The organism is Microbacterium sp. LTA6, from assembly GCF_045690355.1.
Taxonomy (GTDB): Bacteria; Actinomycetota; Actinomycetes; order Actinomycetales; family Microbacteriaceae; genus Microbacterium.
In genome coordinates this window covers 1,618,470-1,644,221 of record NZ_CP147855.1, presented here as the reverse complement: position 1 = coordinate 1,644,221, position 25,752 = coordinate 1,618,470, and the positions used below count along the sequence as shown (strand labels likewise).

The 25,752-nt window shown below is 68.1% G+C and carries 25 protein-coding genes; 10 read left to right on the top strand and 15 right to left on the bottom strand.

The annotated features are described in order from the left end of the window. Nucleotides 1-10 precede the first annotated feature (10 nt). Nucleotides 11-1,156, bottom strand: a complete 1,146-nt coding sequence (locus LTA6_RS07840; protein WP_341977180.1) for an epoxide hydrolase family protein — start codon at nt 1,154-1,156, stop codon at nt 11-13. 294 nt (nt 1,157-1,450) lie between these two features. Between LTA6_RS07840 and LTA6_RS07835 the strand changes: the two genes are divergently transcribed. The 3 genes from LTA6_RS07835 to LTA6_RS07825 all read left to right on the top strand — a co-directional run bounded on the left by LTA6_RS07835 (nt 1,451) and on the right by LTA6_RS07825 (nt 4,865). Then, on the top strand, nt 1,451-2,227 hold the full coding sequence (locus tag LTA6_RS07835) for an EamA family transporter (protein WP_341977178.1): 777 nt from the start codon (nt 1,451-1,453) through the stop codon (nt 2,225-2,227). 65 nt (nt 2,228-2,292) lie between these two features. Further along, nucleotides 2,293-3,261: a WYL domain-containing protein gene (locus tag LTA6_RS07830; RefSeq protein WP_341977176.1), complete on the top strand. Its 969-nt coding sequence runs from the start codon at nt 2,293-2,295 to the stop codon at nt 3,259-3,261. 41 nt (nt 3,262-3,302) lie between these two features. Further along, nucleotides 3,303-4,865 (top strand): hypothetical protein, encoded by a 1,563-nt coding sequence (locus tag LTA6_RS07825; RefSeq protein WP_341977174.1) that lies wholly within the window; start codon nt 3,303-3,305, stop codon nt 4,863-4,865. A 17-nt stretch (nt 4,866-4,882) separates the two neighbouring features. Here LTA6_RS07825 and LTA6_RS07820 read toward each other — a convergent pair whose 3' ends face one another. Further along, entirely contained in the window at nt 4,883-6,268 is a 1,386-nt protein-coding gene (locus tag LTA6_RS07820; RefSeq protein WP_341977172.1) for a glycine--tRNA ligase, read from the bottom strand. A gap of 88 nt (nt 6,269-6,356) precedes the next feature. Further along, nucleotides 6,357-7,046 carry a GNAT family N-acetyltransferase gene (locus LTA6_RS07815; protein ID WP_341977170.1) on the bottom strand — a complete coding sequence of 230 codons (690 nt, stop codon included), beginning with the start codon at nt 7,044-7,046 and terminating at the stop codon, nt 6,357-6,359. 36 nt (nt 7,047-7,082) lie between these two features. Between LTA6_RS07815 and LTA6_RS07810 the strand changes: the two genes are divergently transcribed. Beyond that, entirely contained in the window at nt 7,083-8,552 is a 1,470-nt protein-coding gene (locus LTA6_RS07810) for a peptide MFS transporter (protein ID WP_341977168.1), read from the top strand. 9 nt (nt 8,553-8,561) lie between these two features. Here the strand turns inward: LTA6_RS07810 and LTA6_RS07805 are convergent, their stop codons facing one another. From LTA6_RS07805 to LTA6_RS07790, 4 genes are all read right to left on the bottom strand, one after another. Then, nucleotides 8,562-8,963 (bottom strand): hypothetical protein, encoded by a 402-nt coding sequence (locus LTA6_RS07805; protein ID WP_341977165.1) that lies wholly within the window; start codon nt 8,961-8,963, stop codon nt 8,562-8,564. 33 nt (nt 8,964-8,996) lie between these two features. Then, nucleotides 8,997-9,881 (bottom strand): serine hydrolase, encoded by an 885-nt coding sequence (locus LTA6_RS07800; protein ID WP_341978307.1) that lies wholly within the window; start codon nt 9,879-9,881, stop codon nt 8,997-8,999. A gap of 143 nt (nt 9,882-10,024) precedes the next feature. Beyond that, nucleotides 10,025-11,989, bottom strand: coding sequence for a M13 family metallopeptidase (locus tag LTA6_RS07795; RefSeq protein WP_407359121.1), 1,965 nt, complete (start codon nt 11,987-11,989; stop codon nt 10,025-10,027). A gap of 151 nt (nt 11,990-12,140) precedes the next feature. After that, complete coding sequence (locus LTA6_RS07790; protein ID WP_407359258.1) at nt 12,141-12,689, bottom strand: DUF1992 domain-containing protein; 549 nt, start codon at nt 12,687-12,689, stop codon at nt 12,141-12,143. Between the two features lie 120 nt (nt 12,690-12,809). Between LTA6_RS07790 and LTA6_RS07785 the strand changes: the two genes are divergently transcribed. Next, entirely contained in the window at nt 12,810-14,132 is a 1,323-nt protein-coding gene (locus LTA6_RS07785) for an MATE family efflux transporter (RefSeq protein WP_407359120.1), read from the top strand. A 1-nt stretch (nt 14,133) separates the two neighbouring features. Here the strand turns inward: LTA6_RS07785 and LTA6_RS07780 are convergent, their stop codons facing one another. The 6 genes from LTA6_RS07780 to LTA6_RS07755 all read right to left on the bottom strand — a co-directional run bounded on the left by LTA6_RS07780 (nt 14,134) and on the right by LTA6_RS07755 (nt 18,854). After that, nucleotides 14,134-14,601 carry a VOC family protein gene (locus LTA6_RS07780; protein ID WP_407359119.1) on the bottom strand — a complete coding sequence of 156 codons (468 nt, stop codon included), beginning with the start codon at nt 14,599-14,601 and terminating at the stop codon, nt 14,134-14,136. A gap of 21 nt (nt 14,602-14,622) precedes the next feature. Continuing rightward, nucleotides 14,623-15,732: a hypothetical protein gene (locus tag LTA6_RS07775; protein WP_407359118.1), complete on the bottom strand. Its 1,110-nt coding sequence runs from the start codon at nt 15,730-15,732 to the stop codon at nt 14,623-14,625. A 140-nt stretch (nt 15,733-15,872) separates the two neighbouring features. Then, entirely contained in the window at nt 15,873-16,529 is a 657-nt protein-coding gene (locus LTA6_RS07770) for a response regulator (protein WP_407359117.1), read from the bottom strand. Then, nucleotides 16,526-17,725, bottom strand: a complete 1,200-nt coding sequence (locus LTA6_RS07765) for a sensor histidine kinase (protein ID WP_407359116.1) — start codon at nt 17,723-17,725, stop codon at nt 16,526-16,528. The genes LTA6_RS07770 and LTA6_RS07765 overlap by 4 nt, the downstream gene beginning before the upstream one ends. Nucleotides 17,726-17,760: 35 nt before the next feature. Further along, complete coding sequence (locus LTA6_RS07760) at nt 17,761-18,408, bottom strand: TrmH family RNA methyltransferase (protein ID WP_341977152.1); 648 nt, start codon at nt 18,406-18,408, stop codon at nt 17,761-17,763. 35 nt (nt 18,409-18,443) lie between these two features. Further along, nucleotides 18,444-18,854: a hypothetical protein gene (locus LTA6_RS07755; RefSeq protein ID WP_407359115.1), complete on the bottom strand. Its 411-nt coding sequence runs from the start codon at nt 18,852-18,854 to the stop codon at nt 18,444-18,446. A 106-nt stretch (nt 18,855-18,960) separates the two neighbouring features. On the opposite strand from LTA6_RS07755, the gene LTA6_RS07750 reads away from it, so the two are divergent. The 5 genes from LTA6_RS07750 (at nt 18,961) to LTA6_RS07730 (ending at nt 21,598) form a co-directional block, all read left to right on the top strand. Next, on the top strand, nt 18,961-19,260 hold the full coding sequence (locus LTA6_RS07750) for a hypothetical protein (protein ID WP_407359114.1): 300 nt from the start codon (nt 18,961-18,963) through the stop codon (nt 19,258-19,260). Nucleotides 19,261-19,276: 16 nt separating this feature from the next. Beyond that, on the top strand, nt 19,277-19,906 hold the full coding sequence (locus tag LTA6_RS07745) for a metal-dependent transcriptional regulator (RefSeq protein WP_407359113.1): 630 nt from the start codon (nt 19,277-19,279) through the stop codon (nt 19,904-19,906). 148 nt (nt 19,907-20,054) lie between these two features. Further along, nucleotides 20,055-20,867, top strand: a complete 813-nt coding sequence (locus LTA6_RS07740; protein WP_341977145.1) for an HAD-IIA family hydrolase — start codon at nt 20,055-20,057, stop codon at nt 20,865-20,867. A gap of 3 nt (nt 20,868-20,870) precedes the next feature. Continuing rightward, nucleotides 20,871-21,440 carry a YdeI/OmpD-associated family protein gene (locus tag LTA6_RS07735; RefSeq protein ID WP_407359112.1) on the top strand — a complete coding sequence of 190 codons (570 nt, stop codon included), beginning with the start codon at nt 20,871-20,873 and terminating at the stop codon, nt 21,438-21,440. Continuing rightward, on the top strand, nt 21,437-21,598 hold the full coding sequence (locus LTA6_RS07730) for a hypothetical protein (RefSeq protein ID WP_407359111.1): 162 nt from the start codon (nt 21,437-21,439) through the stop codon (nt 21,596-21,598). The genes LTA6_RS07735 and LTA6_RS07730 overlap by 4 nt, the downstream gene beginning before the upstream one ends. 61 nt (nt 21,599-21,659) lie before the next feature. Here LTA6_RS07730 and LTA6_RS07725 read toward each other — a convergent pair whose 3' ends face one another. Continuing rightward, on the bottom strand, nt 21,660-24,485 hold the full coding sequence (locus tag LTA6_RS07725; protein ID WP_407359257.1) for a GH32 C-terminal domain-containing protein: 2,826 nt from the start codon (nt 24,483-24,485) through the stop codon (nt 21,660-21,662). A gap of 216 nt (nt 24,486-24,701) precedes the next feature. After that, nucleotides 24,702-25,748 carry a LacI family DNA-binding transcriptional regulator gene (locus tag LTA6_RS07720; RefSeq protein WP_407359110.1) on the bottom strand — a complete coding sequence of 349 codons (1,047 nt, stop codon included), beginning with the start codon at nt 25,746-25,748 and terminating at the stop codon, nt 24,702-24,704. Nucleotides 25,749-25,752: the final 4 nt, after the last annotated feature.

Sequence of the window (25,752 nt, the reverse complement as noted above, 5' to 3'; positions counted from 1 at the left end):
GGCGACGGGCTCAGCGCAGCCCGGCGAAGAACGCCCGGATGTCGCCGACGAGCACGTCGGGCCGCTCCAGTGCGGCGAAGTGCCCGCCCTCGTCGAAGCGGCTCCAGTGCACGATGTTCGAGTTGTCGCGCTCGGCGAAGACCCGGATCGTCTGGAAGTCGTCCTTGAAGACGGCCACACCGGTCGGCGCGGCGTTGATCTGCGGAGCAGCGTCCTCCCCGCCGTCAGCCCGAGCGTTCTCCAGGTAGCTGCGGCTCATGCCAGAGGCGGCGTTGGCGAACCAGTTCACGCTCACCTCGAGCAGGATCTTGTCGAGCGAGACCAGCGAGGTGCCGTTGCCGAAGTTGTTGAACAGCTCGCTGTAAGCGAGAAGCCCGATCGGCGAGTCGCTGATGCCGACCGACACGGTCTGCGGACGGGACGAGTTCATCGTGTTGTAGCCACCGACTGACTGGAACCACTGCATGTGCTCGAGACCGGCGTAGTCCGCGGGCTCCAGCTTCTCGAACTCGGCAGGGTCGCCGGAGGGGAACGAGAACAGCTGCATCACGTGCAGACCGAGGAAGCCTGCAGGGTTGAGCAGACCGAGCTCGCGGGCGACCATCGCGCCGTTGTCAGAGCCGTGGATGCCGTAGCTGTCGTAGCCGAGGCCGCGCATCAGCTCGTCGTACGCGGCGGCTACCCGTGCCGTGGTCCAGCCGGCAGAGGCGAGCGGCTGCGAGTAGCCGTAGCCCGGAGCATCCGGGATCACGACATCGAACGCGTCTTCTGCGCGGCCGCCGTGCGCCACCGGGTCGACGAGCTGGTCGATCATGTCGAGGTAGTCGATCGACGAACCCGGGTAGGTGTGCGCGAGCAGCAGCGGAGTCGCGCCCTCGTGCGCCGAACGCACGTGGATGAAGTGGATGCTCTGACCGTCGATCTCGGTGGTGAAATGCGGCACCGCGTTGATCCGTGCCTCGGCGGCGGCCCAGTCGAAGGAGCGCCACGCGTCGATGGCTTCGCGGAGGTACGAGTTCGGCGTGCCGGCATCCCAGTCGTCGACCGGCGACGGCTGGGGCAGGCGGGTACGGGCGAGTCGGTCCTGGAGGTCGGCGACCTCGGCAGCGGAGACGGAGACGGAGAAGGGGCGGAAGGTGAGGTTGATGTTGTTCATGTCTACGACGATATGAGCCTAATAGGCGGGATATCTTCCTAATAGAAAAGAGAATCTCATCCGATTTCCGGAGGCCGTCGAGCCTCCGAATCGGATGGGGGTGGTGGCACGAGGCGCAGCCGTGCAGACTGGGGCGATGGCTTGGATGGATATCGACAGGACCATACGCGGCGCATGCCGACGTGATGACCCCTGACGCGGGAGGGCGGGCGGCTTGTCGACGCCGTCCCGCCGACAGCCCTTGTTCTGCTCGGCATCCTCAGCGTCCAGCTGGGGTCTGCCCTCGCTAAAGGGTTGTTCGAGACCGTAGGGAGCTTCGGCACCGTCGCCCTGCGGTTGTTCTTCGCGGCTATCGTGCTGGTCGTGCTGTGGCGCCCTCCTCTGCGCATGAATCGTCGCGCCTGGGCGATCGTGCTGGCGTACGGCGTGATCCTCGGCCTGATGAACCTGTTCTTCTATCTGGCCCTGAATCTCATACCGCTGGGAATCGCGGTGACCATCGAGTTCCTGGGGCCGCTCGCCGTCGCTCTCGCCGGTTCCAGACGATGGTCGGATGCCTTCTGGGCGCTCCTGGCGACCGGTGGTGTCGTGCTGCTCATGGGAGGTGTCGGCGACCTCGAGCTCGCCGGCGTGCTGTTCGCGCTGGGAGCGGGAGTGTGCTGGTCGCTCTACATTCTGGTCAGCGCGGCTCTGGGTCGTCACACCCACGAAGGCAACGGCCTCGCTCTCGGGGCGGTCGTCGCCGCGTGCGTGGCGTTTCCCGTCGGCGTCGCCGAGAGCGGGCTCGCCTTGATCCAGCCGTGGGTACTGGCGGCCGGAGTCGGGGTGGCGCTGTTGTCTTCGGTGATTCCGTCATCATTCGACCTGGAGGCCCTTCGGCGGATGCCGCCTCGGGTCTTCGGCATCCTGATGAGTCTCGAGCCCGCGATGGCGGCGGTGATCGGCCTCGTGGTGCTGCAGGAGGCGTTGCTCTGGTCGCAATGGCTGGCTGTGGCGTGCGTCGTCATCGCCTCCATCGGCGCGGCGCGCAGTGCACGCCCGGCCGCCCCGAAGACATCGCCCGACGGATGACGTGGCGGATCGTGAGCGCGCCCGGTGGATACGCTCCTCTAGTACACGTTTCCCGGGAGGAAACCATGGCCGATCCGACCGCACGCCTGCTGGCACTGCTGTCCCTGCTGCAGGCCGGCCCTGAGCGCTCAGGGCGCGAACTGTCCGAGCGTCTCGGGGTCTCGACACGCACAGTACGGCACGACATCGACCGGCTCCGCGAGTTGGGATATCCCGTCGACGCGACGCGCGGCGCGATCGGCGGTTACCGCCTCGGCGCCGGCGGAAAGCTGCCTCCGCTGCTGCTCGATGACGAGGAAGCGGTCGCCGTCACCGTGGGACTCCGCGCCGCCGCCGGCATCGCCGGGGTCGCGGAGTCGGGCGCCAGGGCGCTCGCAAAGCTCGAGCAGGTACTGCCATCGCACCTGCGTCCGACGGTCGAGGCTCTCCGATCGAGCGTCGACCGCGCCCCGGAGAACAACGACACCGATGCTCCGGATCCCGAAGTCGATGCCGCAGTCCTGCAGGCCGTCGCGAATGCCATCCGCAACCAGGAATGGCTGCGCTTCGACTACGAGGGACGGCCCGTACTGGTCGAGCCGTACCGGCTCCTCACCTGGCACCGGCGCTGGTACCTGGTGGCTCGCGACCCCCAGACCGCAGAATGGGGAACGCACCGAGTCGACTGGATGGAACTGCGGATGGCGACCCACCGCCGGTTCGAACCGCAACCACTCCCCGGTGGCGACTACACGGCGTTCGCCATGCGGACCATTGCCGTGAGCGGCTGGGTCGTGCACGCCCGCTTGCGCATCGACGCTCCAGCCCAGGCCGTGCTCGACCGGATCCACGCGGCAGTCGGAGTGGTGGAACCGATCGACGACGACCACTGCATCCTGGTCACCGGAGCCGACAGCCTCGACACGGTCGCCGCCTACATCGGGATGCTGATGATGGACTTCACCGTCGAGTCACCGGCCGAGCTGATTCCAAGGCTCCAGTTGTTGTCGGAGAGATACAGCCGCGCCGTGGCCGGCTCAGCGGGCACGACCTAGTATTTCGTTAGGCGATACCGGGGGAGGCCGAGATGCGCAGGATGATGACGTCCGCTGCGGTCGTGGCACTGGCGGTGGGGCTGCTGACCGGCTGCACCAGCGGGCCGAACCAGGAAGCGGTGAAAGCGGCGGCGGAGTACAGCGAAGAGCTCACCGCGTGGGCGGAAGAGCTCACGGCGGCTACGGCGAAGGCCAGGACCGGCACCAGCGAAGAGTGGGCCGCCCTGCCCGACGGAGTGGAGGAACTTCCGTTTGCGGAGGTCGGGATCGGCGAAGCCCTGAAGAACGCACCCGCGCTGAAAGAGTTCGACAAAGGGGCCGTGGAGAACACGCCGACATATCTCGCCGCCGCAGCCGTCGAGGAGCAGGTGGGGGTGATCGTCGAGGAGCTCGCCGGTTTGGAGCCGGAGTCGCTCCTGACGCTGCGCCTCGCTTCTTTCCACAGCTACTGGCCGCTGGCCGACCTCTACTACAACACCCTCGGCGGGCCCGCTGCCGACCGGGTCAACGCGTCGACGGACTCCCTGGACTACGTGTCAGACGACCCGGCGAAGTACTACGAGATCAACAGAACGGCTGGCGCGGCGTTCGCCGAGGAACGGCTCGACCTCCTCGGCGTCGCGGTCACGGCCCTCGAAGGTGTGGCTCTGGGCGACGAGGAGACCAAGATCATCCCCGAGTCCGCGCTCGGAGTATCCGTCGGCGCGTTCATCCTCGATTGGCTGCACGAGGAGGAGGCGTTCCAGAAGGATGCTGTCGAGGAACTCGAATCGTGGAAGGCGATCGGAGACCCGTACAACTCGTACTGGAACTACGGCAATCTGAACTCGGTCTTCGAGGCTCCACTTCAGTACGCGTCCTCGCTCCGCCCGGCATTCGCCGCGCAGGTCGCCGACCTGTCCGCCACCCTGGCCGATGCGACGAAGGCCTCGCCGGCCCCGAGCGCTCCCCCGGATCTCGCATCAATCGGCGATCCGTACCGGCAGGCACTGATCGACGGGTACCTCCCCTGGGGCGACCCCGCCGAAACCCAGGAGCGCACCGCTGATCGACTCTGGCTGCTGTGGCGCATCCGCGAACTCGAGAGCACACCGGATGCCGCGTACGCACAGGCGCGCTCCGCCGTGCTCGAGGAGTTCAACCGCAGCATCGAGGAGGGCGAAGGCGAGGACTTCCGCCCCGGAGCGACCCGGATGCTGCTGGTCGTCGAGGAGTACACCGGTGCGTTCGAACCGGGGTTCGACGCCGCCGAGAACGAACGGACGCTCGCGCTGCTGAAGGAGATCGTCGCCTACGGCGAGCGCATTCGCACCTACCCGCTGCTCCCCGAGGTCGCCGCAGACTTCGATGCACTGCTCGCGCTCCTCGCCGAGGCGAACGAAGACGTCGCCGACGCCCTCGAAGCCAATCCGGACGAGGACGATCAGTACGACGCTCTCGCCGACCTCTCCGACGAATATGCGGACAAGATCTTCGAGACCGTCTCACCGTCGGCGGGGATGCTGGACGACGACGCCCAGGTGCAGGCGCTCATCGCCGACGCCGTCGCAGCGACTGCGCCGGGCGCGGCATCCGCCTCGCCGAGCCCTGCTCCCTCGCCCTGACCGGCGCGGGCGCCCGTTCAGGCGCCCTTGAGGCGTTCCGCGAGGTACTCGTGCAGGTCGTCGATCGAGATGCGCTCCTGCGCCATCGTGTCGCGGTCGCGCACGGTGACGGCCCGGTCATCGAGCGAGTCGAAGTCGACCGTGACGCAGAACGGCGTGCCGATCTCATCCTGACGACGGTAACGGCGTCCGATGGCACCCGCGTCATCGAAGTCGATCGCCCAGCGGCCACGGAGTCCGTCGGCGACCTCGCGGGCCAGCGGTGACAGCTTCTCGTTGCGCGACAGCGGAAGCACGGCGACCTTCACCGGCGCGATCCGCGGGTCGAGCTTGAGCACCGTGCGGATATCGGTGCCGCCCTTGGCGTTCGGCACCTCTTCCTCGCGGTAGGCGTCGACGAGGAACGCCATCATCGAGCGGGTGAGGCCGAACGACGGCTCGATCACGTACGGCGTGTAACGCTCGCCGGATGCCTGATCGAAGTACGACAGGCTCTGGCCGGACGCCTCGGCGTGGCTGGAGAGGTCGTAGTCGGTGCGGTTGGCGACGCCCATCAGCTCGCCCCACTCCTTGCCGGGGAAGCCGAAGCGGTATTCGAAGTCGATCGTGCCGGCAGAGTAGTGCGCCCGCTCGTGCTCGGGGACGTCGAACTGGCGCATGTTCTCGGGGTTGATGCCGAGATCGATGAACCACGCCCAGCAGACCTCGACCCAGTGCTCGAACCACTCCTGCGCCTCGGCGGGCGGGGTGAAGTACTCGATCTCCATCTGCTCGAACTCGCGGGTGCGGAAGATGAAGTTGCCGGGGGTGATCTCGTTGCGGAAGGCCTTGCCGACCTGGCCGATGCCGAACGGCGGCTTCTTGCGGCTCGCGGTGAGCACGTTGGCGAAGTTCACGAAGATGCCCTGCGCCGTCTCGGGGCGCAGGAAGTACAGGCCCGATTCGTCGTCGACGACGCCGAGGTAGGTCTTCACCAGGCCGGAGAACGCCTTCGGCTCGGTGTACTGCCCCTTGTTGCCGCAGTTCGGGCAGGGGATGTCGGCGAGGCCGTTCTCGGCCTTGCGGCCCTTGCGTGCCTCGAAGTCCTCGATGAGGTTGTCGGCGCGGAAGCGTTTGTGGCAGCTGAGGCACTCCACGAGCGGGTCGGTGAAGGTCGCGACGTGACCGGATGCCTCCCACACGCGCTTGGGGAGGATGATCGAGGAGTCGAGGCCGACCATGTCACCGCGACCGCGGACGAAGGACTGCCACCACTGCCGGCGGATGTTCTCCTTGAGCTCGGTGCCGAGGGGGCCGTAGTCCCAGGCTGAACGCGAACCGCCGTAGATCTCACCCGCTTGGAACACGAACCCGCGGTGGCGGGCGAGGGCGATGACCTTGTCGAGGCGGGACTGTTCGGCCATGGTGGCTCCAATGGTCGGATGCTGCGGGGAAATACCCGTGATCACGGGCATCCCCGATTCTATCCGCGACAGCGGAAACGCAACGCCCTCACTCTGTGAACAGGTAACCGCGCTCGACGTCGAATCCGGCGATGCGCAGGCCACGGCCGAGCAGCTCCTCCATCTCGGAGCGCAGCCGCAGCCGCCACTCGTGGGCGGCATCCGGGTCGGTGGCACGCATGGATTCGACGTCTGCGGGGATCTCCAGTGTGGCGACGACGCTGTCGGGCGCCGGCGGCTTCGCGATGTCCGCCAGCCCCCACGCGACGTCGAGCCGGTCGCTCTCGTCTCCGGCATCACCGCCACCGAAGATGCCGTAGCGGTTCACGGCGTAGCCGGTGACGCGGGCGCCGAGCACCGTCAGGAAGAAGTGCGCGTTGCGCGCGACGAGCGGATCGAACGTCCAGGTGATGCGGCCGACGTCGCGCGAGAAGGCCCACTGGCGCTGGTGCTCCTTGAGCTCGCGCCCCCAGCCTCGGCCGCGGTATTCCGGCAGCAGGGCCGTGATGTGCGAGTGCATCGCGCGGTTGCCCGGTTCGCCGAAGAACGCGATCGATGCACCGACCATGCGCGCATCATCACCGTCACCGTCGAACAGTCCGACGACATAGTTGCCGGACTGCTGCAGCGCCCGCAGCGTGCCGGCGTCGATGACGCGCTCCCGGCCCCGGATGGAATCCAGCAGCCCTTGGGCGTCGATGATGAGTTCAACGGTGTCGAGATCGCGGATGGTTCGCACCCACCCAGGCTATCCGAGCGGGCGTACGGTGGTGGCATGCCTTCATCGAAAGCCGGGTCGCCGCAGACCTCGGAAGACACCCGCTTCTTCGGTCAGCCCTGGGCCCTGGTGCACGTGTTCGGGGTCGAGATGTGGGAGCGGTTCAGCTTCTACGGCATGCAGGGGATCCTGCTCATCTACCTGTACTTCTCCGTCACCCAGGGCGGACTCGGGCTGCCGGAGGCGGTGGCCGGCGGCATCGTCGGCGCCTACGGGGGTTCGGTGTACCTGTCGACCATCCTCGGCGCATGGGTCGCAGACCGCCTTCTCGGCTCCGAGCGCGTTCTGTTCCTCAGCGCGATCGTCATCGTCGCCGGGCACATCGCTCTCGCCGTTCTTCCCGGATTCATCGGGGTCGGCGTCGGACTCGTCCTCGTCGCCCTCGGCTCCGGAGGGCTCAAGGCGAACGCGACCTCGGTCGTGGGGAGCCTGTACGGCCCGGAGGATACGCGTCGCGATGCCGGCTTCTCGCTGTTCTACCTCGGCATCAACCTCGGTGCCTTCATGGGTCCGATCCTCACTGGACTTCTGCAGTCCTCGCTCGGCTTCCACTTCGGCTTCGGGCTCGCCGCGATCGGGATGACCCTGGGGCTCGTGCAGTACTCCTTCGGCAGGAAGGCACTGCCGGAGGCGGCGAGGCAGGTGCCGAACCCGCTTCCCGCCGCGCGCTACCCGCTCATCGCGATCATCGCCGTAGCCGGGATCGCGCTGATCGTCCTCCTGGTGCTGCTGGGCGTGATCCGCGCCGACAACCTCGCGACCATCGTGATCCTCGGCACCCTGGCGGCCACCATCGCCTACTTCGCGGTGATCCTCAGCAGCCGGCGCATCGATGCGACCGAACGCTCGCGGGTCTGGGCGTTCCTGCCGCTGTTCGTCACGAGCGTGGCCTTCTGGTCGCTGTACCAGCAGCAGTTCACGGTGCTCACCGTCTACTCCGACAAGCAGCTCGACCGGAACCTGTTCGGCTGGGAGATGCCGGTCTCGTGGGTGCAGTCGATCAACCCGGTTTTCATCATCGTGCTCTCCGGCGTCTTCGCCGCGATCTGGACACGTCTCGGCACGCGTCAGCCCGCGACACCGGTGAAGTTCGCCCTCGGCACGATCATCATGGGTGCGGCGTTCCTGCTGTTCCTGCCGTTCGCCGGAGGCGGTGCGAACTCGACGCCGCTGCTCGCCATCGTCGGCATCCTGTTGGTCTTCACGATCGCCGAGCTGCTGATCTCGCCGGTCGGCCTCTCCGTGGCGACCAAGCTCGCACCGGCAGCGTTCCGCACGCAGATGGTCGCCCTGTTCTTCCTGTCGATCGCACTCGGCACCGCGATCTCGGGGTGGCTCGTGCAGTTCTACGACCCGAAGAACGAGGTGCCGTACTTCTCGATCCTCGGCGGCATCGCGATCGTCGTCGGCGCGGGACTTCTCGTGTCGGTGAAACCCGTGCTCGCGCTCATGAAGGGCGTGCGCTGAGACTCGCCGTCAACGCGAGATCGTGAACGCGTCCGGATCGCCGTCACGTGGCGGGCGCAGCCGATCCGGAATCGGCCACGGCAGCACGAACTGCTGCGTGGGCGGCCGTGTGACATCGCCGAAGTCGTCGACCTTCACCACGATGCGCCCGGGCGCACCGTCGTCGTCGGGTGTCACCTCGACGATGCGCACGCGCAACGGACGCTCGCTCTCCCCCTCCAGCATCCAGGCGTCGGCGAGCCATGCGATGCCGTGCTCCTCGAGCGCCGCCTCGGCATCCAGCCACTCGGTCGCCGCCGAAGCCGGGCGCCCGAGCACGTCGACCGCCGCCCAGTCGTCGCCCTTCGGATGGATCCACCCGAGCAGTTCGCCGTCATCACGGCGGTGCGGGGTCCAGTCTGCGCGGGTCATCTCACGAGCCTAATCGGGGCACGCGAGCGGATCTCAGTGCGTGTACTCCATGAGCTCGACACCGAGCACTCGGAACGCGTCGTGGGCGCGCAGGCGGTGCGTGATCGAGAGATCGTCGAAGCAGACGATCAGCGTGTAGGCGACGCCGGAGCGGGGGCCCGCGAGCACACCCGATTCCGCCCGTACCCCGCGGTCACGCCCGGTCTTGTTGATGAACAACAGGCCGTGCGCGTCGTGATCATGGGCGAACGGATCAAGGCCCGTGGATGCCGCGACGAGACTGAGATCCTGATTCAGGCTCAGCCATTCCGACACCTGTGCGCTGACCGCCGCGTCGACGACTGCCGAGTTGACCAGGGCGGAGAACAGGCCGGAGATCTCCCGCGCCGAACCCACCGCCACCTGCGGGGCGTCGTCGGGGCCGCGTTTGTCGCGGAAGCGGTCGAGCAGCGCCGTGCTGACGAGCCCGAGGGCATCACTGCGCTCACGCACTCGTTCGTGACCGACGCGTTGCAACAGCGCGTTCACGGCGATCGGGTCGCCGGCGGTCGCCGCGAGAACAGCCAGATCGGAGAGCGGCAGCGCCGGTGCACGCAGATGACGCCACAACCCGGACGAGGACACCGGATCGACCGAGTTCCGCTCGATGATCTCGAGGGGATCCAGCGACCCGCTCTCGAAGCCCGCCGCGACCTCGATCAGCAGCGGCACCACGCCCAGACCGGCGATCGGCATCGTGACGTGGTCGTCACCGGAGAGGACCGGATCGCCGCTGTCGAGATCGACGACGTGGACGGAGACCTGGGCGCCGGCATCCGCCAGCATCTCGAGCGCACGCAGCGTCGATGTGAACGACCGGCGGCCGATGGCGGCACGACGCGGCAGACGCCTGCTGGTCCGCTGGGAACGGCGCAGCATGGCGTGCGAAGGCTCGGGGGGAGTGCCCACGCGTGATCCTTACCGAGGGGGGTGGATAGCGGGATACCGCGGGGCTCATCCCCCGGCGGCACGGCTATCGTAACCCCCACCGGGTGAGGAACCTTCACGAACTCAGGAGATGGTCACCAGATCGTCACACGCGAGCTCTGCGGAAGCCACAGCGCGTCGGACTCGGCCACGTCGAAGGCCTCGTAGAACGCGCCGATGTTGCGCACGATCTGGTTGCAACGGAACTCGTTCGGCGAGTGCGGGTCGATGGTCAGCAACCGCAGCGTCTCGGCGTCACGGCTCTTCTGCTGCCACACCTGCGCCCACGACAGCAGCAGGCGCTGCACACCGGTCAGCCCGTCGATCACCGGAGCTTCTCCCCCGTCGAGGGAGAGCTCGTACGCCTTCAGGGCGATCCCGAGCCCACCCAGGTCGCCGATGTTCTCACCGATGGTCAGCGCCCCGTTGACGTGGTGCTCGGCGTCCAGACCCAGCGGAACGAGCGCGTCGTACTGCGCGATGAGGGCCTTCGTGCGCTCTTCGAATGCCGAGCGGTCGGCGTCCGTCCACCAGTCCTCGAGCTTGCCGGCACCGTCGTAGCGGCTGCCCTGATCATCGAAGCCGTGGCCGATCTCGTGGCCGATGACGGCACCGATGCCACCGTAGTTCGCGGCCGCATCACGCGCGGCGTCGAAGAACGGGTACTGCAGGATCGCCGCCGGGAACACGATCTCGTTCATCGACGGGTTGTAGTACGCGTTGACCATCTGCGGCGGCATGTGCCACTCGGTGCGGTCGATGGGCTTGCCCACCTTGTCGACGTGACGGTCGTGCTCGAACACCGCGGCGCGACGCACGTTGCCGAACAGGTCGGCGCGGTCGATGTCGAGCGTCGAGTAGTCGCGCCACACATCGGGGTGGCCGATCTTCGGGGTGAAGGCATCGAGCTTGGCGAGCGCGCGCTCGCGCGTCTCCGGGCTCATCCACTCGAGGTCGGTGATGCTCTGCCGGTACGCCTCGATGAGGTTCGCGACGAGCTCGTCCATCGCTGCCTTCGCCGTCGGCGGATAGTGGCGCTCGACGTAGACCTTGCCGATCGCCTCACCCAGGGCACCCTCGGTGAACGAGACGCCGCGCTTCCAGCGCTCGCGGATCGTCGGGACTCCGGAGAGCTCGGTGCCGTAGAACGAGAAGTTCTCCTGCACGATGTCGTCGGTGAGGTAAGGGGCGGCGGCGTGCACGACCTGGGCGCGCAACCAGGACTTCCATGCGTCGAGGCGCTCGGCGGTCAACAGCGTGCCGAGGCCCTCGAAGAAGCTCGGCTGCGAGACGACGACCTCATCGAACGCATCGGGGTTCGAGGGGCTGACCGCCTCGCGCCACGGCGCGAGGTCGACTCCGGCGAGATCGAGGATCTCGGCCCACGTCTTCAGGTTGTAGGTCTCGACCGCATCGCGGCTGCGCACGTTGTCCCAGTGGTGGGTCGCGAGTTCGGCTTCGACGGCGATCGCGCGGTCGGCCTCGGTGACGGCATCCGCGACTCCGGCGAGCGTGAGCAGGCGCTCCAGGTGCGCGCGGTACGCGGCCCTGGTCTCTTCGAACGTGTCGAGGCGGTAGTAGCTCTCATCGGGCAGCGAGAGGCCGGACTGCACGAGAACGGGGATGTAGCGCTCGGGGTTGCCCGGGTCGCCATCGACGTACAGGCCGATCAGGTGCGCGCGGCCGTCTCGGTCGTAGGCGCCGACGGTGCGCAGGAACGCCGGGATGCTGTCGATGGCGTCGATCTCGGCGAACGTCTCCGCGAGCGGTGCGGTGCCGGCCGCGTCGATGCGCCCGGTGTCCATGAAGCTGGCGAACAGGTCGCCGATCTTGCGTGCCAGGGTGCCGGGCTCGGCTCCCTGCGACTCCTCGATGATCGTGCGGACGTCGGCCTCTGCCTGCTCGGCCAGAAGGTGGAACGAGCCCCAGCGGGCCTTGTCCCCCGGAATCTCGGTGCGATCCAGCCACGCCCCGTTGACGTAGCGGTACAGGTCGTCCTGGGGGCGGATGTCGGCGTTGAACTCTTCAGTGGCGAGGCCGGAGGTGAGCACATCTGTCATGCGTCCCAGCCTATGGCCCGAGGCGGACACGCGGCCGGACGGATGTACGGGCGAGCACCTGGCTCGGAGATGTGCGCTTCGCTCGGCCGAATTCCGAGAATCTGGCCGAGGGAAGCGCATTCACCGCGCGACGCGCCCGCGCTCGAAACAGTCAGCGACGGCGACGGATGCCGAAGCGGCGGCGAGGAGCGGGTGGGGCGGGTTCCGGGACGGATGCACGTCTGGCCGCGCGGCGCGCGGCCCAGGAAACGACTTCGGCTTCCACGTCACGGGGCGATGTGACGACCGGCGGTCCACCCTGGAGCTGCCGCCGCGCCTCGATCACCCGGCGGTTGAAGTCCTCCAGGACTTCACGTACGTCGGACTCACGGCCGAGCAGGTCGAGCTGATCGTTCAACTCGCGGTCCTCGGTGCGGAGCAGGATCGCCGGCGGGCCGAGACCGGTGAGATTCTCCCGCTCGATCTTGCGGCGGATCCACCAGTCCGGGTCTTGGTGCGTACCGAGCCCCTCGAGCGGCTTGCCCGCGCCGGGGAGATCATCGAACTCGCCTCGGCGGATCGCGAGCTGGATCGCCGTCTCGATGAAGGCCGCCTTGTTCTCGGCGTTCAGCGTCATGGACGCCGGCTGCTCCTCCTCGGCTTCCGACGTGGGATCCTCGCCGGCCTGTCGCTGCGCGCGGTAACGGGCGGCATTGTTCATGGCATCTGACACGGGCACCTCCGGCTGCGTCCGGTGTCCCTTCAGAATACGACGACGGGTCCGGCATCCGTCCGTGTCGTCCACGACCGCGGTGTCTCCACCAGCCCCTAGGCTCATCGGGTGACCACGCGCTCCTCCCTGAATCGAGAGATCCTGCGCCTCGCCGTCCCCGCGCTCGGCGCTCTGGTCGCCGAGCCGGCCTTCCTCATCGTCGACGCCGCTCTGGTCGGCCACCTCGGCACGACCCCGCTCGCCGGCCTCGGCATCGCCGGCGCCGTGCTGCAGACGATCGTCGGCCTGATGGTGTTCCTCGCGTACTCGACCACGCCGGCCGTCGCGCGGCGCTTCGGAGCCGGAAAGCCCGGGGATGCCGTCTCGGCGGGCATCGACGGGATGTGGCTGGCGCTCGGCCTCGGCGCCGTTCTGGCGATCGTCGGCGCGGTGTCGTCACCCTGGCTGGTCTCGCTCTTCGGGGCGAGCGACGCGGTCGCCGCCCAGGCGAACGCCTACCTGGTGGTGTCGATGTGGGGCCTGCCCGCGATGCTCATCGTCTTCGCCGCCACCGGCCTGCTGCGCGGCATGCAGGACACCGTGACACCCCTGTGGATCGCGGGCCTCGGCTTCGGCGCGAACGCCGTGCTGAACGTCCTGTTCATCTACGGCTTCGGGTGGGGCATCGCCGGTTCCGCGTTCGGCACCGTGGCGGCGCAATGGGGAATGGTCGCCGCCTACGTCATCGTGATCCGGCGCCTCGCCACGAAGCACAAGGCCTCGATGCGGGCGAATGGCGGCGGCATCCGCAGCTCTGCGCGCTCCGGCGGCTGGCTGTTCCTGCGCACCGTCAGTCTGCGCGTCGCGCTCCTCGTCACTGTGGGCATCGCCACCGGAATCGGCACCACGGAACTCGCCGGATGGCAGATCGTCTTCACGATCTTCTCGGCGGCGGCGTTCGCGCTGGATGCTCTCGCGATCGCTGCTCAGGCCCTCATCGGCAAGGAGCTCGGCGCCGGCGACGAGCGGCAGGTGCACCGCGTGCTGCGGCGAACCGTGGCCTGGGGCGCATGGTTCGGCGTCATCGTCGGCGCGCTGATCGCGGCGCTGTCCGGGGTGCTCGGCATCGTCTTCACCGGAGATGCGGAGATCGCCGCACTCGTCCAGCCGGCGCTTCTCGTACTGGCCGTCGCCCAGCCGATCGCGGGTGTCGTGTTCGTTCTCGACGGGGTGCTGATGGGGGCGAACGACGCCCGCTATCTCGCGATCGCGGGAGGCCTGAATCTCGTGCCGTTCCTGCCCGCGCTGTGGATCATCGCCGCGACCGGGGTCGCCGGCAGCGTCGGACTCATCTGGCTGTCCGTGGCATTCTTCGGCGTCTATCTGCTCGCACGCCTCGCGACGCTCGGCTGGCGAGTGCGCTCCGGCCGCTGGGTGACTGCCGGGAGCTGACTCAGGCGTTCTCGAGTTCCGCGATCACGATCTTCTTCATCTGCATCAGGGCCTGCATCTGCTCCGGGCGTTCCATGAGCCGGCCGAGATCGTGCGGGATCACCTGCCAGCTGACACCGAACCGGTCCTTGCACCAGCCGCACGCCTCCGACTCCGGAACGGCCGAGAGCGCGCTCCAGTAGTAGTCGATCTCGGCCTGGTCCGCGCACGTTATCACGAAGGAGACCGCCTCGTTGAAGGTGAACGCAGGGCCGCCGTCGATGCAGCCGAACGGCGCCCCATTGAGCGTGAATTCACCGTTGATCACCTTGCCGCTCATCCCCTCGAAGTGCTCGCTGAGCGCTTCATCCGGATAGGTGACGACCTGGTCGATGGAGGAGTTCGGGAAGACGGAGACGTAGTACTCCATCGCCTCCTGCGCGTTGGTCTCGAACCAGAGATACGGACGGATGGGGGTGAGATCTGCCATGACGGCCTCCTTGATCGGCACTCACGCTACGCCGGCCGCTTCGAGCTGTCGAGGGGTTTCGACGACGTCGACCGCCCGGCGATGCATGACGTAGCCCCAGGTGGACAGTCCGAGCAGCGGGCCCCAGAGCCAGAACGGGAACGTGGCCAAGAGCAGCAGAGTCTCACCGGTCGCGGGCCCCACTCCCTCGATGGCGAACTCGATCCCGGCCGCCGTGAACAGCACGCTCACCATGGTCGCGGGGATCACCGCGAGCCCCACCGGCACCGCGCGGCCACCGATACCCGCGAGGAACCGGGGAAAACGCTCGCCCCACGGCAAGATCAGGCCAAGGGTGAGCACGCCCCCGGTGAGCATCGCCAAGCCGAGCAGAAGCCCGGTGAGCCGCATCGCCGGCTCGGCGGCGAGCACCTCGGCACCGCCGCCGAGCAGCGGCCACGGCGTCAGCCATGATGCCCGCGCCACCGCGTACGGCAGCGCGCAGGCCGCGGCCACGACGGTGATCGCCACCCGGTGCCGCCGCACGCCACGTGCGAACGCACCGGGGGTCGCGGCCGCGGTGATGGCCCAGACCACGAGCCCTGCCGCCGCGATGACGTGAGCGAGCGCGATCGAGGCCAGAGGCAGCACCGACCCGAACGAGACCACGATCTTCGGCAGCAGCACGGCTGCTTCGAGGTGGAGAACGGCGTAGGCGCCCAGACCGACGAGCACGGCGGCGAGCACGAGGCCGAGCCATGGCCTGCGCAGCACGGTCAGGGTGACGAACGCGGTGACCCCGATGAGCACGGCGAGCATGAACGCGTAACCGGCGGCGGGGATCACGCCTCCCGGGGTGGTCGCCGCCAGGAGGGCGGCGACCAGAAGAGCTACGACGCGCACACCTCGAACGCGCACTCGCCTGTCGGCGGAGCGCCGGGTGGCCAGAGCGACGACCGCCACGACGACAGCGCCGAGCGCTCCACTGAGCGCGACGGCGAATTCGACCCCGCTGCCGAGACGGCCCAGCAGGCTGACGGGGAGGGTGCTGAAGAACGTGGGGATGAGCATCCGCAGCAGCGAGAGCACGGCGACCGCGGATGCTGCTGCGACTGTCGCGAGAAGGACGAGAACACGAGACCGATCTGACATGCTTCCACGCTAGGAACCCACTCGAGCGCCGCCATCCCCCGTGCGGGTCGACCTTGTCACCCGCGCGGGTGAGCCTTCACAGAGCGCAAAGGGCTGCATTTCGGCCCGAGATCGAGCCATTCGCGCCTTCTGAACCGAGTTCAGGCCCTCGGTCGCAGCACGCCGTTCTCATACGCCCAGATCACGACATGCACCCGGTCGGGCACCCCGAGCCGGGCGAGCACGGCCTTCACATGGGTCTTCACGGTGTTGACCGAGAGGAACAGGGTCCTCGCGATCTCCTCGTTCGACGCTCCGGTCGCGAGCGCGAGCGCGACGTCCTGCTCACGCGCGCTGAGCCCCGCCAGAGCGACGTCGGGGTCGACCTTCGGGCTCCCGCCGCGGACGAAGCCGATCACCGCAGCCGTCGCGCGCGGCGACAGCACCTGCTCGCCGGCGGCGACCGCGACCGCGGCATCCGCGAGCTCGGCGGCGCTCGCATCCTTGGTGAGAAAGCCGCTGGCTCCTTCCCGGATCGCGGCATACACGTATTCGTCCAGGTCGAACGTCGTCAGCACCAGAACCCGAAGACCGGGGCGGACGCGCAGCACTTCACGGGTCGCGGCGATTCCGTCGATCCCCGGCATCCGGATGTCCATCAGCACCACGTCCACGGTGTGCGCGCGGACATGCTCGATGGCCTCCTCGCCGGATCCGACCGTGGCGACCTCGGCGATCCGCTCGTCACGGGCGAGCATCACGGCGACCGCATCGCGGAACAGCTCCTGGTCGTCGACGAGCAGGACGCGGATGCTCATGATTCCCCCTTCTGCAGCGAAACGGGTAGGTCGATCCGCACGGTCCAGCCGCGCGGGGCGAGTTCCTCGGTCGCCAGCGCGCCACCGGCCTGGCGCACGCGTTCGGCGACGCCGATCAGCCCGGTCCCGGTTCCGAGCTCACCGCCGAGGTCGCCGCGTGCGGGGCCCGCCCCTCCGTCATCGGTCACCGTCGCCCGCACCCCGGTCGGCGACCACGCCAGCCGCACGTCGATGCACACGGGCGGTTCCGTGTGCCGCACCGCATTGGTGAGCGCCTCGCGCACGGCGTGATGGAGCGCCAGCGCGGCCCCGGCCCGAAGAACCGCGCGGTCGCCGACCTCGACGAAGTCGACCTCGCTGCCCGGCCGGCGCACCGCCTCGACCAGCTCGGAGAGAGAGTCGACGGTCGGCAGCGGCCGCAGCGGTGCGTCGCCGTCCGCCGCGACAACGGATCTCATGCCGCGCAGGGCTTCCCGCCCGGTGTCCACCACGATTCCCAGCGCACGTTCGCTGCGAATCGGATCGTCGTCGATCAACGCTCGTGCCACTTCAGCCTGGGCGATCATCACAGTCATCGAGTGGGCGACGATGTCGTGCAGATCGCGGTTGATCCGCATCCGCTCGTCGGCGATCGCCCGCTCGACACCCGCCTGCATCCGCTCTTCCGATTGCGTCCGGCGCAGCCGGAGCAGCCGCCCGACCGCCCACGCGGCGCTGACGGCACCGGTCAGGCCGATGAACGCACCGAAGCGCGGGCCGTCATGGAACTCCAGCTCGGTGGAGGCGATCAGCGCCGCCCCGAACACACCGCTCCCGAGCCCGAGCAGGCCGATGAGTGGTCGGCACTGCAGTGCGACCTGACCGAGCACGAGCAGGTAGACGAAACTCGACGGGAACAGCGCACCGGAGACGTCGCGCAGCCCCGGCACCAGGGCGAGTGCGCTCATGATGGCGCTCGCCCCCGCGAGTGCGGCGAGCGGGTATCGAACGGCCAGCAGGGACAGGAGATGCAGACCGGAGAACAGTCCGATCGCCAGCGCTGTCATCGGGGCGTCGGGGCGCGTCTCCGGCTGGGTGAGGACGGCGATACTCGCCGGCAGCAGTACGACCAGACCCACGAGCGCCACGAGGACATCGACGCGCAGCCAGGCGCGCCACCCGCGCGTCGACCGCGCAGCATCCGATTCCGCGTGCATCCTGCTCATGCTCTCACGCGGCCTCGAGACGCGGATCACCCGTTCGGGTGATCTCCATCGGCGTAGCGGCGGCACCACTCGTACATGATCACGGCCGCCGCAGCGCTCGCGTTGATCGAGCGGGTGGAACCGTACTGGGTGATCTCGATGTGCCCGGATGCCGCGGCGAGCGCCTCTTCGGACAACCCCGGCCCCTCCTGCCCGAACAGCAGCACGCAGCTCTGCGGCAGGTCCGCGCGATCGACGGGCACGGCGCCGTCGACGTTGTCGACGGCGATGACCGGAAGACCCTCGGCGGCCGCCCACGCGGCGAAGGTCGCGATGTCCTCGTGGTGCACGACGTGCTGATAGCGGTCGGTGACCATCGCGCCGCGCTTGTTCCAGCGGCGGCGGCCGATGATGTGCACGGTGTCGGCGAGGAACGCGTTCGCACTGCGCACGATCGAGCCGATGTTCATGTCGTGCTGCCAGTTCTCGATCGCGACGTGGAACGGATGCCGCTTCGTGTCGAGGTCGGCGACGATCGCCTCCATCCGCCAGTACCGATACCGGTCGATGACGTTGCGGGTGTCGCCGTTGGCGAGCATCTCCGGGTCGTACTGCTCGCCGTCCGGCCATTCCGAAGGTCCGCCGGGCCAGGGGCCGACGCCGTGGGTGGTGCGCTCGGGCGTCTGCTCATCCATCCCGCCAGGCTATCCGGCAGAAGCGCGGCGCCAGGTCAGTCGACGATCACGAAGAGCGTGCTCGACCAGATCACGAACCAGATCGCGCCGATCGCGATGAGCGGCAGGAGAGACATGACCCTTCTCCCCCACCCGCCTTGACGCAGTGCGAACGCGGTGACGATGAGGCAGATCGCGGATCCGATCAGCGCGGCGACGGTCACCGGCCAGCCGGTCTGCGTCTCGACCCCGCTCCTCCACTCGCAGTGGCGTCCTGCGGGCATCGCCGTGATCTCTGCGCTGCTGACTTCACGGTCGCGCGTATCGCTGCTGTCGCGGCAGGAGTCCACGACATCCGCACCGGCATCCCCGGCCTGCGAGATTGCGGCCGTCGCCACCGGGAACACGCACAGCACCGCGAGCAGCAGGAGCACCCACCAGGTCGCACTCGCTCGCTTCACCGGCATGTCGGCCTCCCCCTCGTGCGGTCACCTCTCTTGTAGCATGCGAACCTGCTGAGCGGGTGCTCCGGCTGGGCTGATCCGGGCGTGACAGGCGATTAGGCTCGACATCATGTCTGCAGAAACCGCACGCCGCTCCGTCCGGATCCTCACGTGGGCCGGGCTCGCGACCGGCGTGATCGGTGGTCTGCTCATCGCGTTCCCGAAGGCGCTGGCCTTCGGGGGCCCCTGGGTGCAACTCGCCCTCGGCATCGCGACGCTGATCCTCGCGTTCCGCGCGCGCAAGGCGGGCATCGCCGAGGTCCCGAACTTCGACGGACGCCTCTCGCTCCTCGCCGCCCTCCTCGGCTTCGCCGTGGTGTTCTTCGCGGGTCAGGTCGCCTTCGGCATCCTGATGTCCGCCGGCTCCTGAGACGGAGGCCCCAGTCGTGGAATCCCCCGCAGCGGACGACTACCTGAAGACGGTGTACGCACACACCGAATGGCAGGATGCGCCGATCACCCCGTCGGTCCTGGCGGCGAAACTCGGCATCGCACCGTCGAGCGTCACCGAGATGGTGAAGAAGCTCGCCGCCGCAGGGCTCGTCTCGCACGTGCCGTACGGGGCGGTGCGGTTGACGGATGCCGGAACCCGGCGCGCCCTCGCGATGCTGCGGCGGCACCGACTCATCGAGACCTGGCTGGTGCGCGAGTTCGGCTACGCCTGGGACGAGGTGCATGACGAGGCCGAGGTGCTCGAGCACACCATCAGCGACCGGTTGCTGGAAGGCATCGACACGCGTCTAGGCCGCCCGCGGTTCGACCCGCATGGAGATGCGATCCCGGATGCCGACGGCGACGTCGAACGCGAGCCGTTCGTGCTGCTCGCCGATGCCGCGCCGGGGCACAGCGGCCGCGTGCTCCGTGTCGACGATCGCGACCCGGCGCTGCTGCGCGCGCTGGAAGCGGCAGGAGTCACCGTCGGTGCCGAGATCGAGGTCGTGGCCGGCGGCATCGCTATCGAAGGCAACGAGATCGACGTCGACGGCGCCGCGCGCTCGGTCTGGCTCAGCACCTGAGTCACGATCGGACTCCCCTCGCCACTGCGAGGTCGATTTCGCATCTGCGCGGCGAGATTCCGGTGCACTTCTGAGCCCGCAGCGCGGTCGACGTGCACAATCGACCACTCGACGCACGCCCGTAACCCGCGCGCTCTAGGCTGTGCGCATGGCACAACGTGATGACATCGAATGCTGGCTCACCGACATGGACGGCGTGCTCGTCCATGAGAACGTCGCCATTCCCGGCGCATCCGAGCTCCTCGCCGGCTGGGAGAGCGCGGGCATCCCCTACCTCGTGCTCACCAACAACTCGATCTTCACCGCGCGCGACCTGTCGGCTCGCCTCCGCACGAGCGGCCTGCACGTGCCGGAGGATCGCATCTGGACCTCCGCGCTGGCCACGGCCGACTTCCTGCACTCCCAGCTGCCTGGCGGGTCCGCCTTCGTGATCGGCGAGGCCGGCATCCTCACGGCCCTGCACGACGCCGGATACATCATGACCGAGACCGATCCCGACTTCGTCGTGGTCGGCGAGACACGCAACTACTCGTTCGAGGCGATCACCAAGGCGATCCGCCTGATCCTCGGCGGCGCGCGCTTCATCGTCACGAACCCTGACGCCACCGGCCCGAGCGCCGACGGTCCCCTCCCCGCGACTGGCGCGATCGCCGCCCTCATCACGAAGGCGACCGGCAAGGAGCCGTACGTCGTCGGCAAGCCGAACCCGATGATGTTCCGCTCGGCACTGAACAAGATCGGCGCGCACTCGAAGCGCACCGGCATGATCGGCGACCGCATGGACACCGACGTCGTCGCCGGCATCGAGGCGGGCCTGCACACGGTGCTCGTCCTCACCGGCATCAGCGACGACGCCGAGATCCAGAAGTACCCGTTCCGCCCGGACGAGATCGTACAGTCGGTTGCCGACCTGCTTCCGCGCATCACCGAGACGATCACGACCGTAAAGACGAAGAAGTGACGCATGGGTGTTCTTGACGAAGGCGAAAGGGTCAGGGCCGCGGATGCCGACACCTGGCGCTCCTGGCTCGACGAGAACCACGCGCGCGCTGCCGGAGTGTGGCTGCTGAGCGTGCGAGGCAACAGCGCGATCGGCGTCGGTTACGAGGACGCGGTGCGTCAGGCGCTGTGCTTCGGATGGATCGACGGCCCCGTCCGCACCTTCGACGACGAGTCCGTCGGGCAGTGGTTCTCACCGCGCCGCGCGTCGAGCGGCTGGGCCGCGACCAACAAAGCGCGGCTCGCGGAGCTGGAGGCCGCGGGGCTGCTCGCGCCGGCGGGCATCCGGGCGATCGAGGTCGCGAAGGCGAACGGCGCCTGGGAGGTGCTGGACGGACCTGAGGCAGGCATCGAACCGGCCGAGTTCGCCGCCGCGCTCGATGCCGTCCCCGCCGCCCGTGCCGCGTGGGACGCGTTCCCGAAATCGGTGAAGAAGCTCGGTCTCACGCTCATCGCGACGGCGAAGCGCCCCGAGACCCGGAGCAGCCGCATCGCGAAGATCGTGGCGGATGCCGCAGAGGGGAAGCGGCCGTGACCGAACGCGACGTCTTCTTCATCGTGATGATCGCCATCAGCGCATCGGCGCTTTCGGTGTTCATCGTGCAGCTCGTGCGTTCGCGCCGCCGCCGCGACGACGACGACGGCCGATCCGGCAACTGGTGGGAAGGCCCCTGGGACGACGACACGCGCTGAGTCCGTGGGCCGGAGGAAAGACTCCCCCGACCCACGAATTGTTCATGCGTATCCGACGATCTCAGCCCCGGCCCCGGGCGGTGACGGTCACCTGCACCGTCACCTCGGTGCCGTCGGCCCGGACCACGGCAATTGTGTACTCGTCCGGCGTGGTGTTACCCGTCACCGGTACCGTGCGACTGAAGGCGCCGTCCTCGTCGGCCGTCGCGGATTTGGCCTTGCTCCGGTCGGAGCGCAACTCGATCGTCACCTTCTCGGACGGATCGAAGCCGGTGCCGGAGACCGTGATGACGCCGCCCGCACGAACCGACTCCGCGCTGACCTCGACGGCCGGCGCGGGTACCTTCCACATCGTCGGCACCAGTGGGGTGACCGTGATGCTCTCGATCGTCGCCTCGCCGCCTTCGGACCACGCCGAGATCGTGTCCGCGCCCGCCTCAGGGAAGACCTGATCGGTGATCGTCAGTTGCCCGCCCTTCGTGAACAGCTCGACCGACGCACGATCGAGGTAGAGCTCGAGGGTGATCGTGCCGTCCTCCTCGAGCGCGAGGGGGGCATCCTCGACAGACGGGAACGACGGATGGAAACCGACGTTGCCGGAGTTGGTCCGGTCGAGGAAGACGCGCTTGAGCTCGCTGTCGTAGCCGATCCTGGTCCCTGTCGAACCGTTCGAGAAGACGGTGATGCCGGCCTTCGTCGCATCGCCGGGGCGCAGCACGACGTCGACCTTCGCGACATCGCCCGACAATCCCAGCGTGGTCTCGCCGTTCACCGCGACATCGGTGAGCGACTCTGACGCCGCGGTGTCGAGCTGGCCGTCGATCTGCGCGACGACCTCCTGCTTCAGTCGAGGGCCGTCCGGCGTACTGACGAGAGTGACCTCACGAGGCAGCGACATCGAGCTGCGCCACGGCGACGTGGGAATGTCGTTGGCGTAGTCCCAGTTGTTCATCCACCCCTGCATGATCTTCGAGCCCGACGGGGTTCCGAAGTACGAGACTGCGGCGTAGTAGTCACGACCCCAGTCGAGCCAGTCGTATCCTTCCAGCGCCGTTGTGGCCGGAGCATCCGAGAACATCACCTGGTCGAACAGTACGTGCCCCCATCCAGCGCGGTTGTTGTCGACGACGCGGATCGTCGCCTCCTGTCCGTGGAACTCGTCGACGTTCCATGACGTCCAGTCGAGGTTCTCGCTGTTCGAGCCGGTGGCCGTACGCACCACCTGCCCGTCGACCATGAGGTTCACACTGGTCTCGTCGGAGCGCACCTGCGCCGGCTCGTCACCGACCACGACGTGATCGAAGGTGAGATGGCCCCACCCGCCGGTCGCCTCGTCGCGGATCTGAATCCGCGCCTGCTGGCCGTCGTACGCAGAGACATCCCAGGCCACCCAGTCCAGGGCCCCGTCGTTGCGCCCGCTCTGCGTCTGGACCACCTGACCGTCGACGACGAGCTCGGCCTGAAGGGTGCCATCGTCTCGTCGCCCTCCGCCGATCAGGAACGAGACGTAGTCGCCGTCGATGGTGAACTCCGGCGAGGTCAACGTGCCGACGTTGTCGTCACCGTTCGGTCCGCCCTCCCAGGTGTTCACCCGCTTGGCGCCGAGGTAGTAGTCGCCGCCGCTCGTCGACGGATTCCGTCCGGGATCCGTGGCGAAGTCGCCGGTGATCTCCCAACCGGCACCGGCGAGCGTCTCGCCGTCCGGGAGCTCGAAATCGAAGACCGTCCGGCCCGCGGGAGGGTTGTTCTCCAGCTGACCACCGGGGACGTGCGGATGCTTTCCGCCGCCGACGAGGAAGTTGATGTACTCGTCATCGATCGTGAACGCCGGTGACTCGAGCTGGCCGATGGCCCAGTCGCGGTCGAGGAAGCTGTTCACCAGACCCGACCCGACGAAGCCGGTCACCGGGCTCTGCCCCTCGAGCGCACCCGCAGCCGGTACGGTGCCCCACGGCCCGCCCGCCCAGTTCCCCGGCTCGTTGGAAACCGTCCACCCCTCGTAGTCGCCGTTGTCGAACCCCGCGAAGGTGGTGCCCGCCGGCGGTGCGGCCTGCCCGTCGGTGGACTCCGAGGTGAAGGCCACCCCGTCGAACTCGCCGACGAAATACTGACCGCCGCTTCCGCCGTTGACGGCACCCGGGTTGAGGTTGACGACCATGACCCATTTGGTGTTGCCGGGGTCGCCGTCGACAGGGAGCTCGAAGAGGTCTGGACATTCCCAGATGCCGCCGGTCGAATTGGCCGGGCCGAAGTCGGAGAGGTGCTCCCAGGACTTGAGGTCGGTGCTCTTGTACAGGACCACCTTGTGGTCTGTCGCCTCGACCGCGGTCATCACCCAGTACGCGCCGGCGGGCCCGTCGTACCAGAACACCTTCGGGTCGCGGAAGTTGCCGGAGTCGCGATTGAGGACCGGGTTTCCATCGTGCTTCACCCAGGTCTGGCCCTCGTCGAGGCTGTAGGCGAGCGACTGCGCCTGGATTCCCGGATGCTCGGGATGCTGCGGCGTGTACGCGGAGGTGTAGATCGCCACGAGCGGACTGGAGCCGTCAGGACCGAATCCGGCAGTGTTGTTCTCATCGACCACGATGGAGCCGGAGAAGATGTCCTCGATCGACTGACCGGCGTCGTTGAAGGTCTGCGGAATCGCCAGCGGCTGCTCCTCCCAGTGCAGCAGATCGGTCGATGTCGCATGACCCCAGCTCATGTTCCCCCAGGTGTTCCCTGCGGGATTGTGCTGGAAGAACAGATGGTATTTGCCGCCCGCATAGACCATGCCGTTCGGATCGTTCATCCAGTTCTTCTCCGGCGTGAAGTGCGCCAGCGGACGATACTGCTCGTCGCCGGGCGTCACCTCGACAGCCATCGCCGGGATCGTGCAGCTCAGCATCAGCGCTGCGCTGATCGCACCGCCGAGGATGATCTGGGCCGGCCGGCGGGATCTGATCGGTCGTGTGCGGATTGCTTCGGGCACCATGCGCGCTCCTTTGTGCGGTCCTACTGCGTCGTCGGGGAGGATCCGAAGATTGACATCGATGTCAATCGTCAACGCGAGAGCATATGCGCTCTCCGCACGAAAGCGCAACCGTGTCAGTTCACACGGGCGTCAGGGCAGCGATCGCCCGCGGGGCGCTATCTCGCCGGTGCCGCGCGGGATGAGGGTGGTCGGCACTCGCATCCGGTTCGGGGCGCTGTCGTCACCCTCGAGGCGAGCGAAGATCCGCTCCGCCGCGAGCATCCCGATCCGGTTCGGATCCTGGGCGACGACGGTGACCCCCGGCTCGACGAGGTCGGCGAGCGGAAGATCGTCGAACCCGACGAGGGCGACCGATTGCGAGAGCCCGGCGCCCCGAAGCGCATGGAGCGCGCCGATGGTGATGATGTTCTGCGCACTGAAGACCGCCGTGGGCGGGTCCGGCTGCGCAAGCAGTACGGCGAGCGCCGTCGCTGCCGCCTCGGCATCCGCCAGCTCGGTGACGATGATGTCCTCGGCGACGGGGATTCCGGCTGCGGCGAGCGCGTCGAGGTAACCGTCGCGGCGCTGGCTCGCGGTGACGAGTTCCAGGCGATCCGCGAGCAGCGCGATGCGCCGGTGCCCGTGCGCGATGAGGTGCGCCGTGCCGATCTCCGCGCCCTCCCGGTTGGCGCTGGCGACGGTGTCGAGGTCGGATTCCTCCGGCTCGCGGTCCACGTACACGACCGGCACCCCGCGATCACGGATCAACCCCAGGTACTCGGGGTGACTGACCGCCGTCGTCAGGATCAGTCCGTCGACGCGGCGCTGCAGGAATGTCCGCACGGCATCCGATTCCCGCCGGGCATCGTCATCCATGCTCGCGGCGAAGACCGCGACACCGCGTTCGGCCGCGGCATCCTCGACGGTCCGATGGATGACACCGGCGAACGGGTTGTCCACGCTGCCGACGAGCAGTCCGAGAGTGCGGGTGCGACCGTCGGCGCGGCGCAGGCTGCCTGCCTGCAGATCGACCTGGTAGTCGAGTTCCCGCACGGCATCCCACACGCGCTCGGCCATCGCCGGCGTGACGTTCGGCTCGTTGTTGATCACCCGGGAGACGGTCTTCACTCCCGCGCCCGCCAGCGCGGCTACGTCTTTCATCGTGGCTCGGCCACGCGGCGGGATGGGCGCCGACATCGAT

Coding starts and splice junctions, on each gene's coding strand:
- LTA6_RS07840 (WP_341977180.1), bottom strand. CDS start 1,156: ATGAACAACATCAACCTCACCTTCCGCCCCTTCTCCGTCTCCGTCTCC.
- LTA6_RS07830 (WP_341977176.1), top strand. CDS start 2,293: ATGGCCGATCCGACCGCACGCCTGCTGGCACTGCTGTCCCTGCTGCAG.
- LTA6_RS07825 (WP_341977174.1), top strand. CDS start 3,303: ATGATGACGTCCGCTGCGGTCGTGGCACTGGCGGTGGGGCTGCTGACC.
- LTA6_RS07820 (WP_341977172.1), bottom strand. CDS start 6,268: ATGGCCGAACAGTCCCGCCTCGACAAGGTCATCGCCCTCGCCCGCCAC.
- LTA6_RS07810 (WP_341977168.1), top strand. CDS start 7,083: ATGCCTTCATCGAAAGCCGGGTCGCCGCAGACCTCGGAAGACACCCGC.
- LTA6_RS07805 (WP_341977165.1), bottom strand. CDS start 8,963: ATGACCCGCGCAGACTGGACCCCGCACCGCCGTGATGACGGCGAACTG.
- LTA6_RS07800 (WP_341978307.1), bottom strand. CDS start 9,881: ATGCTGCGCCGTTCCCAGCGGACCAGCAGGCGTCTGCCGCGTCGTGCC.
- LTA6_RS07795 (WP_407359121.1), bottom strand. CDS start 11,989: ATGACAGATGTGCTCACCTCCGGCCTCGCCACTGAAGAGTTCAACGCC.
- LTA6_RS07790 (WP_407359258.1), bottom strand. CDS start 12,689: ATGAACAATGCCGCCCGTTACCGCGCGCAGCGACAGGCCGGCGAGGAT.
- LTA6_RS07780 (WP_407359119.1), bottom strand. CDS start 14,601: ATGGCAGATCTCACCCCCATCCGTCCGTATCTCTGGTTCGAGACCAAC.
- LTA6_RS07775 (WP_407359118.1), bottom strand. CDS start 15,732: ATGTCAGATCGGTCTCGTGTTCTCGTCCTTCTCGCGACAGTCGCAGCA.
- LTA6_RS07770 (WP_407359117.1), bottom strand. CDS start 16,529: ATGAGCATCCGCGTCCTGCTCGTCGACGACCAGGAGCTGTTCCGCGAT.
- LTA6_RS07765 (WP_407359116.1), bottom strand. CDS start 17,725: ATGCACGCGGAATCGGATGCTGCGCGGTCGACGCGCGGGTGGCGCGCC.
- LTA6_RS07760 (WP_341977152.1), bottom strand. CDS start 18,408: ATGGATGAGCAGACGCCCGAGCGCACCACCCACGGCGTCGGCCCCTGG.
- LTA6_RS07755 (WP_407359115.1), bottom strand. CDS start 18,854: ATGCCGGTGAAGCGAGCGAGTGCGACCTGGTGGGTGCTCCTGCTGCTC.
- LTA6_RS07750 (WP_407359114.1), top strand. CDS start 18,961: ATGTCTGCAGAAACCGCACGCCGCTCCGTCCGGATCCTCACGTGGGCC.
- LTA6_RS07740 (WP_341977145.1), top strand. CDS start 20,055: ATGGCACAACGTGATGACATCGAATGCTGGCTCACCGACATGGACGGC.
- LTA6_RS07735 (WP_407359112.1), top strand. CDS start 20,871: ATGGGTGTTCTTGACGAAGGCGAAAGGGTCAGGGCCGCGGATGCCGAC.
- LTA6_RS07725 (WP_407359257.1), bottom strand. CDS start 24,485: ATGCTGAGCTGCACGATCCCGGCGATGGCTGTCGAGGTGACGCCCGGC.
- LTA6_RS07720 (WP_407359110.1), bottom strand. CDS start 25,748: ATGTCGGCGCCCATCCCGCCGCGTGGCCGAGCCACGATGAAAGACGTA.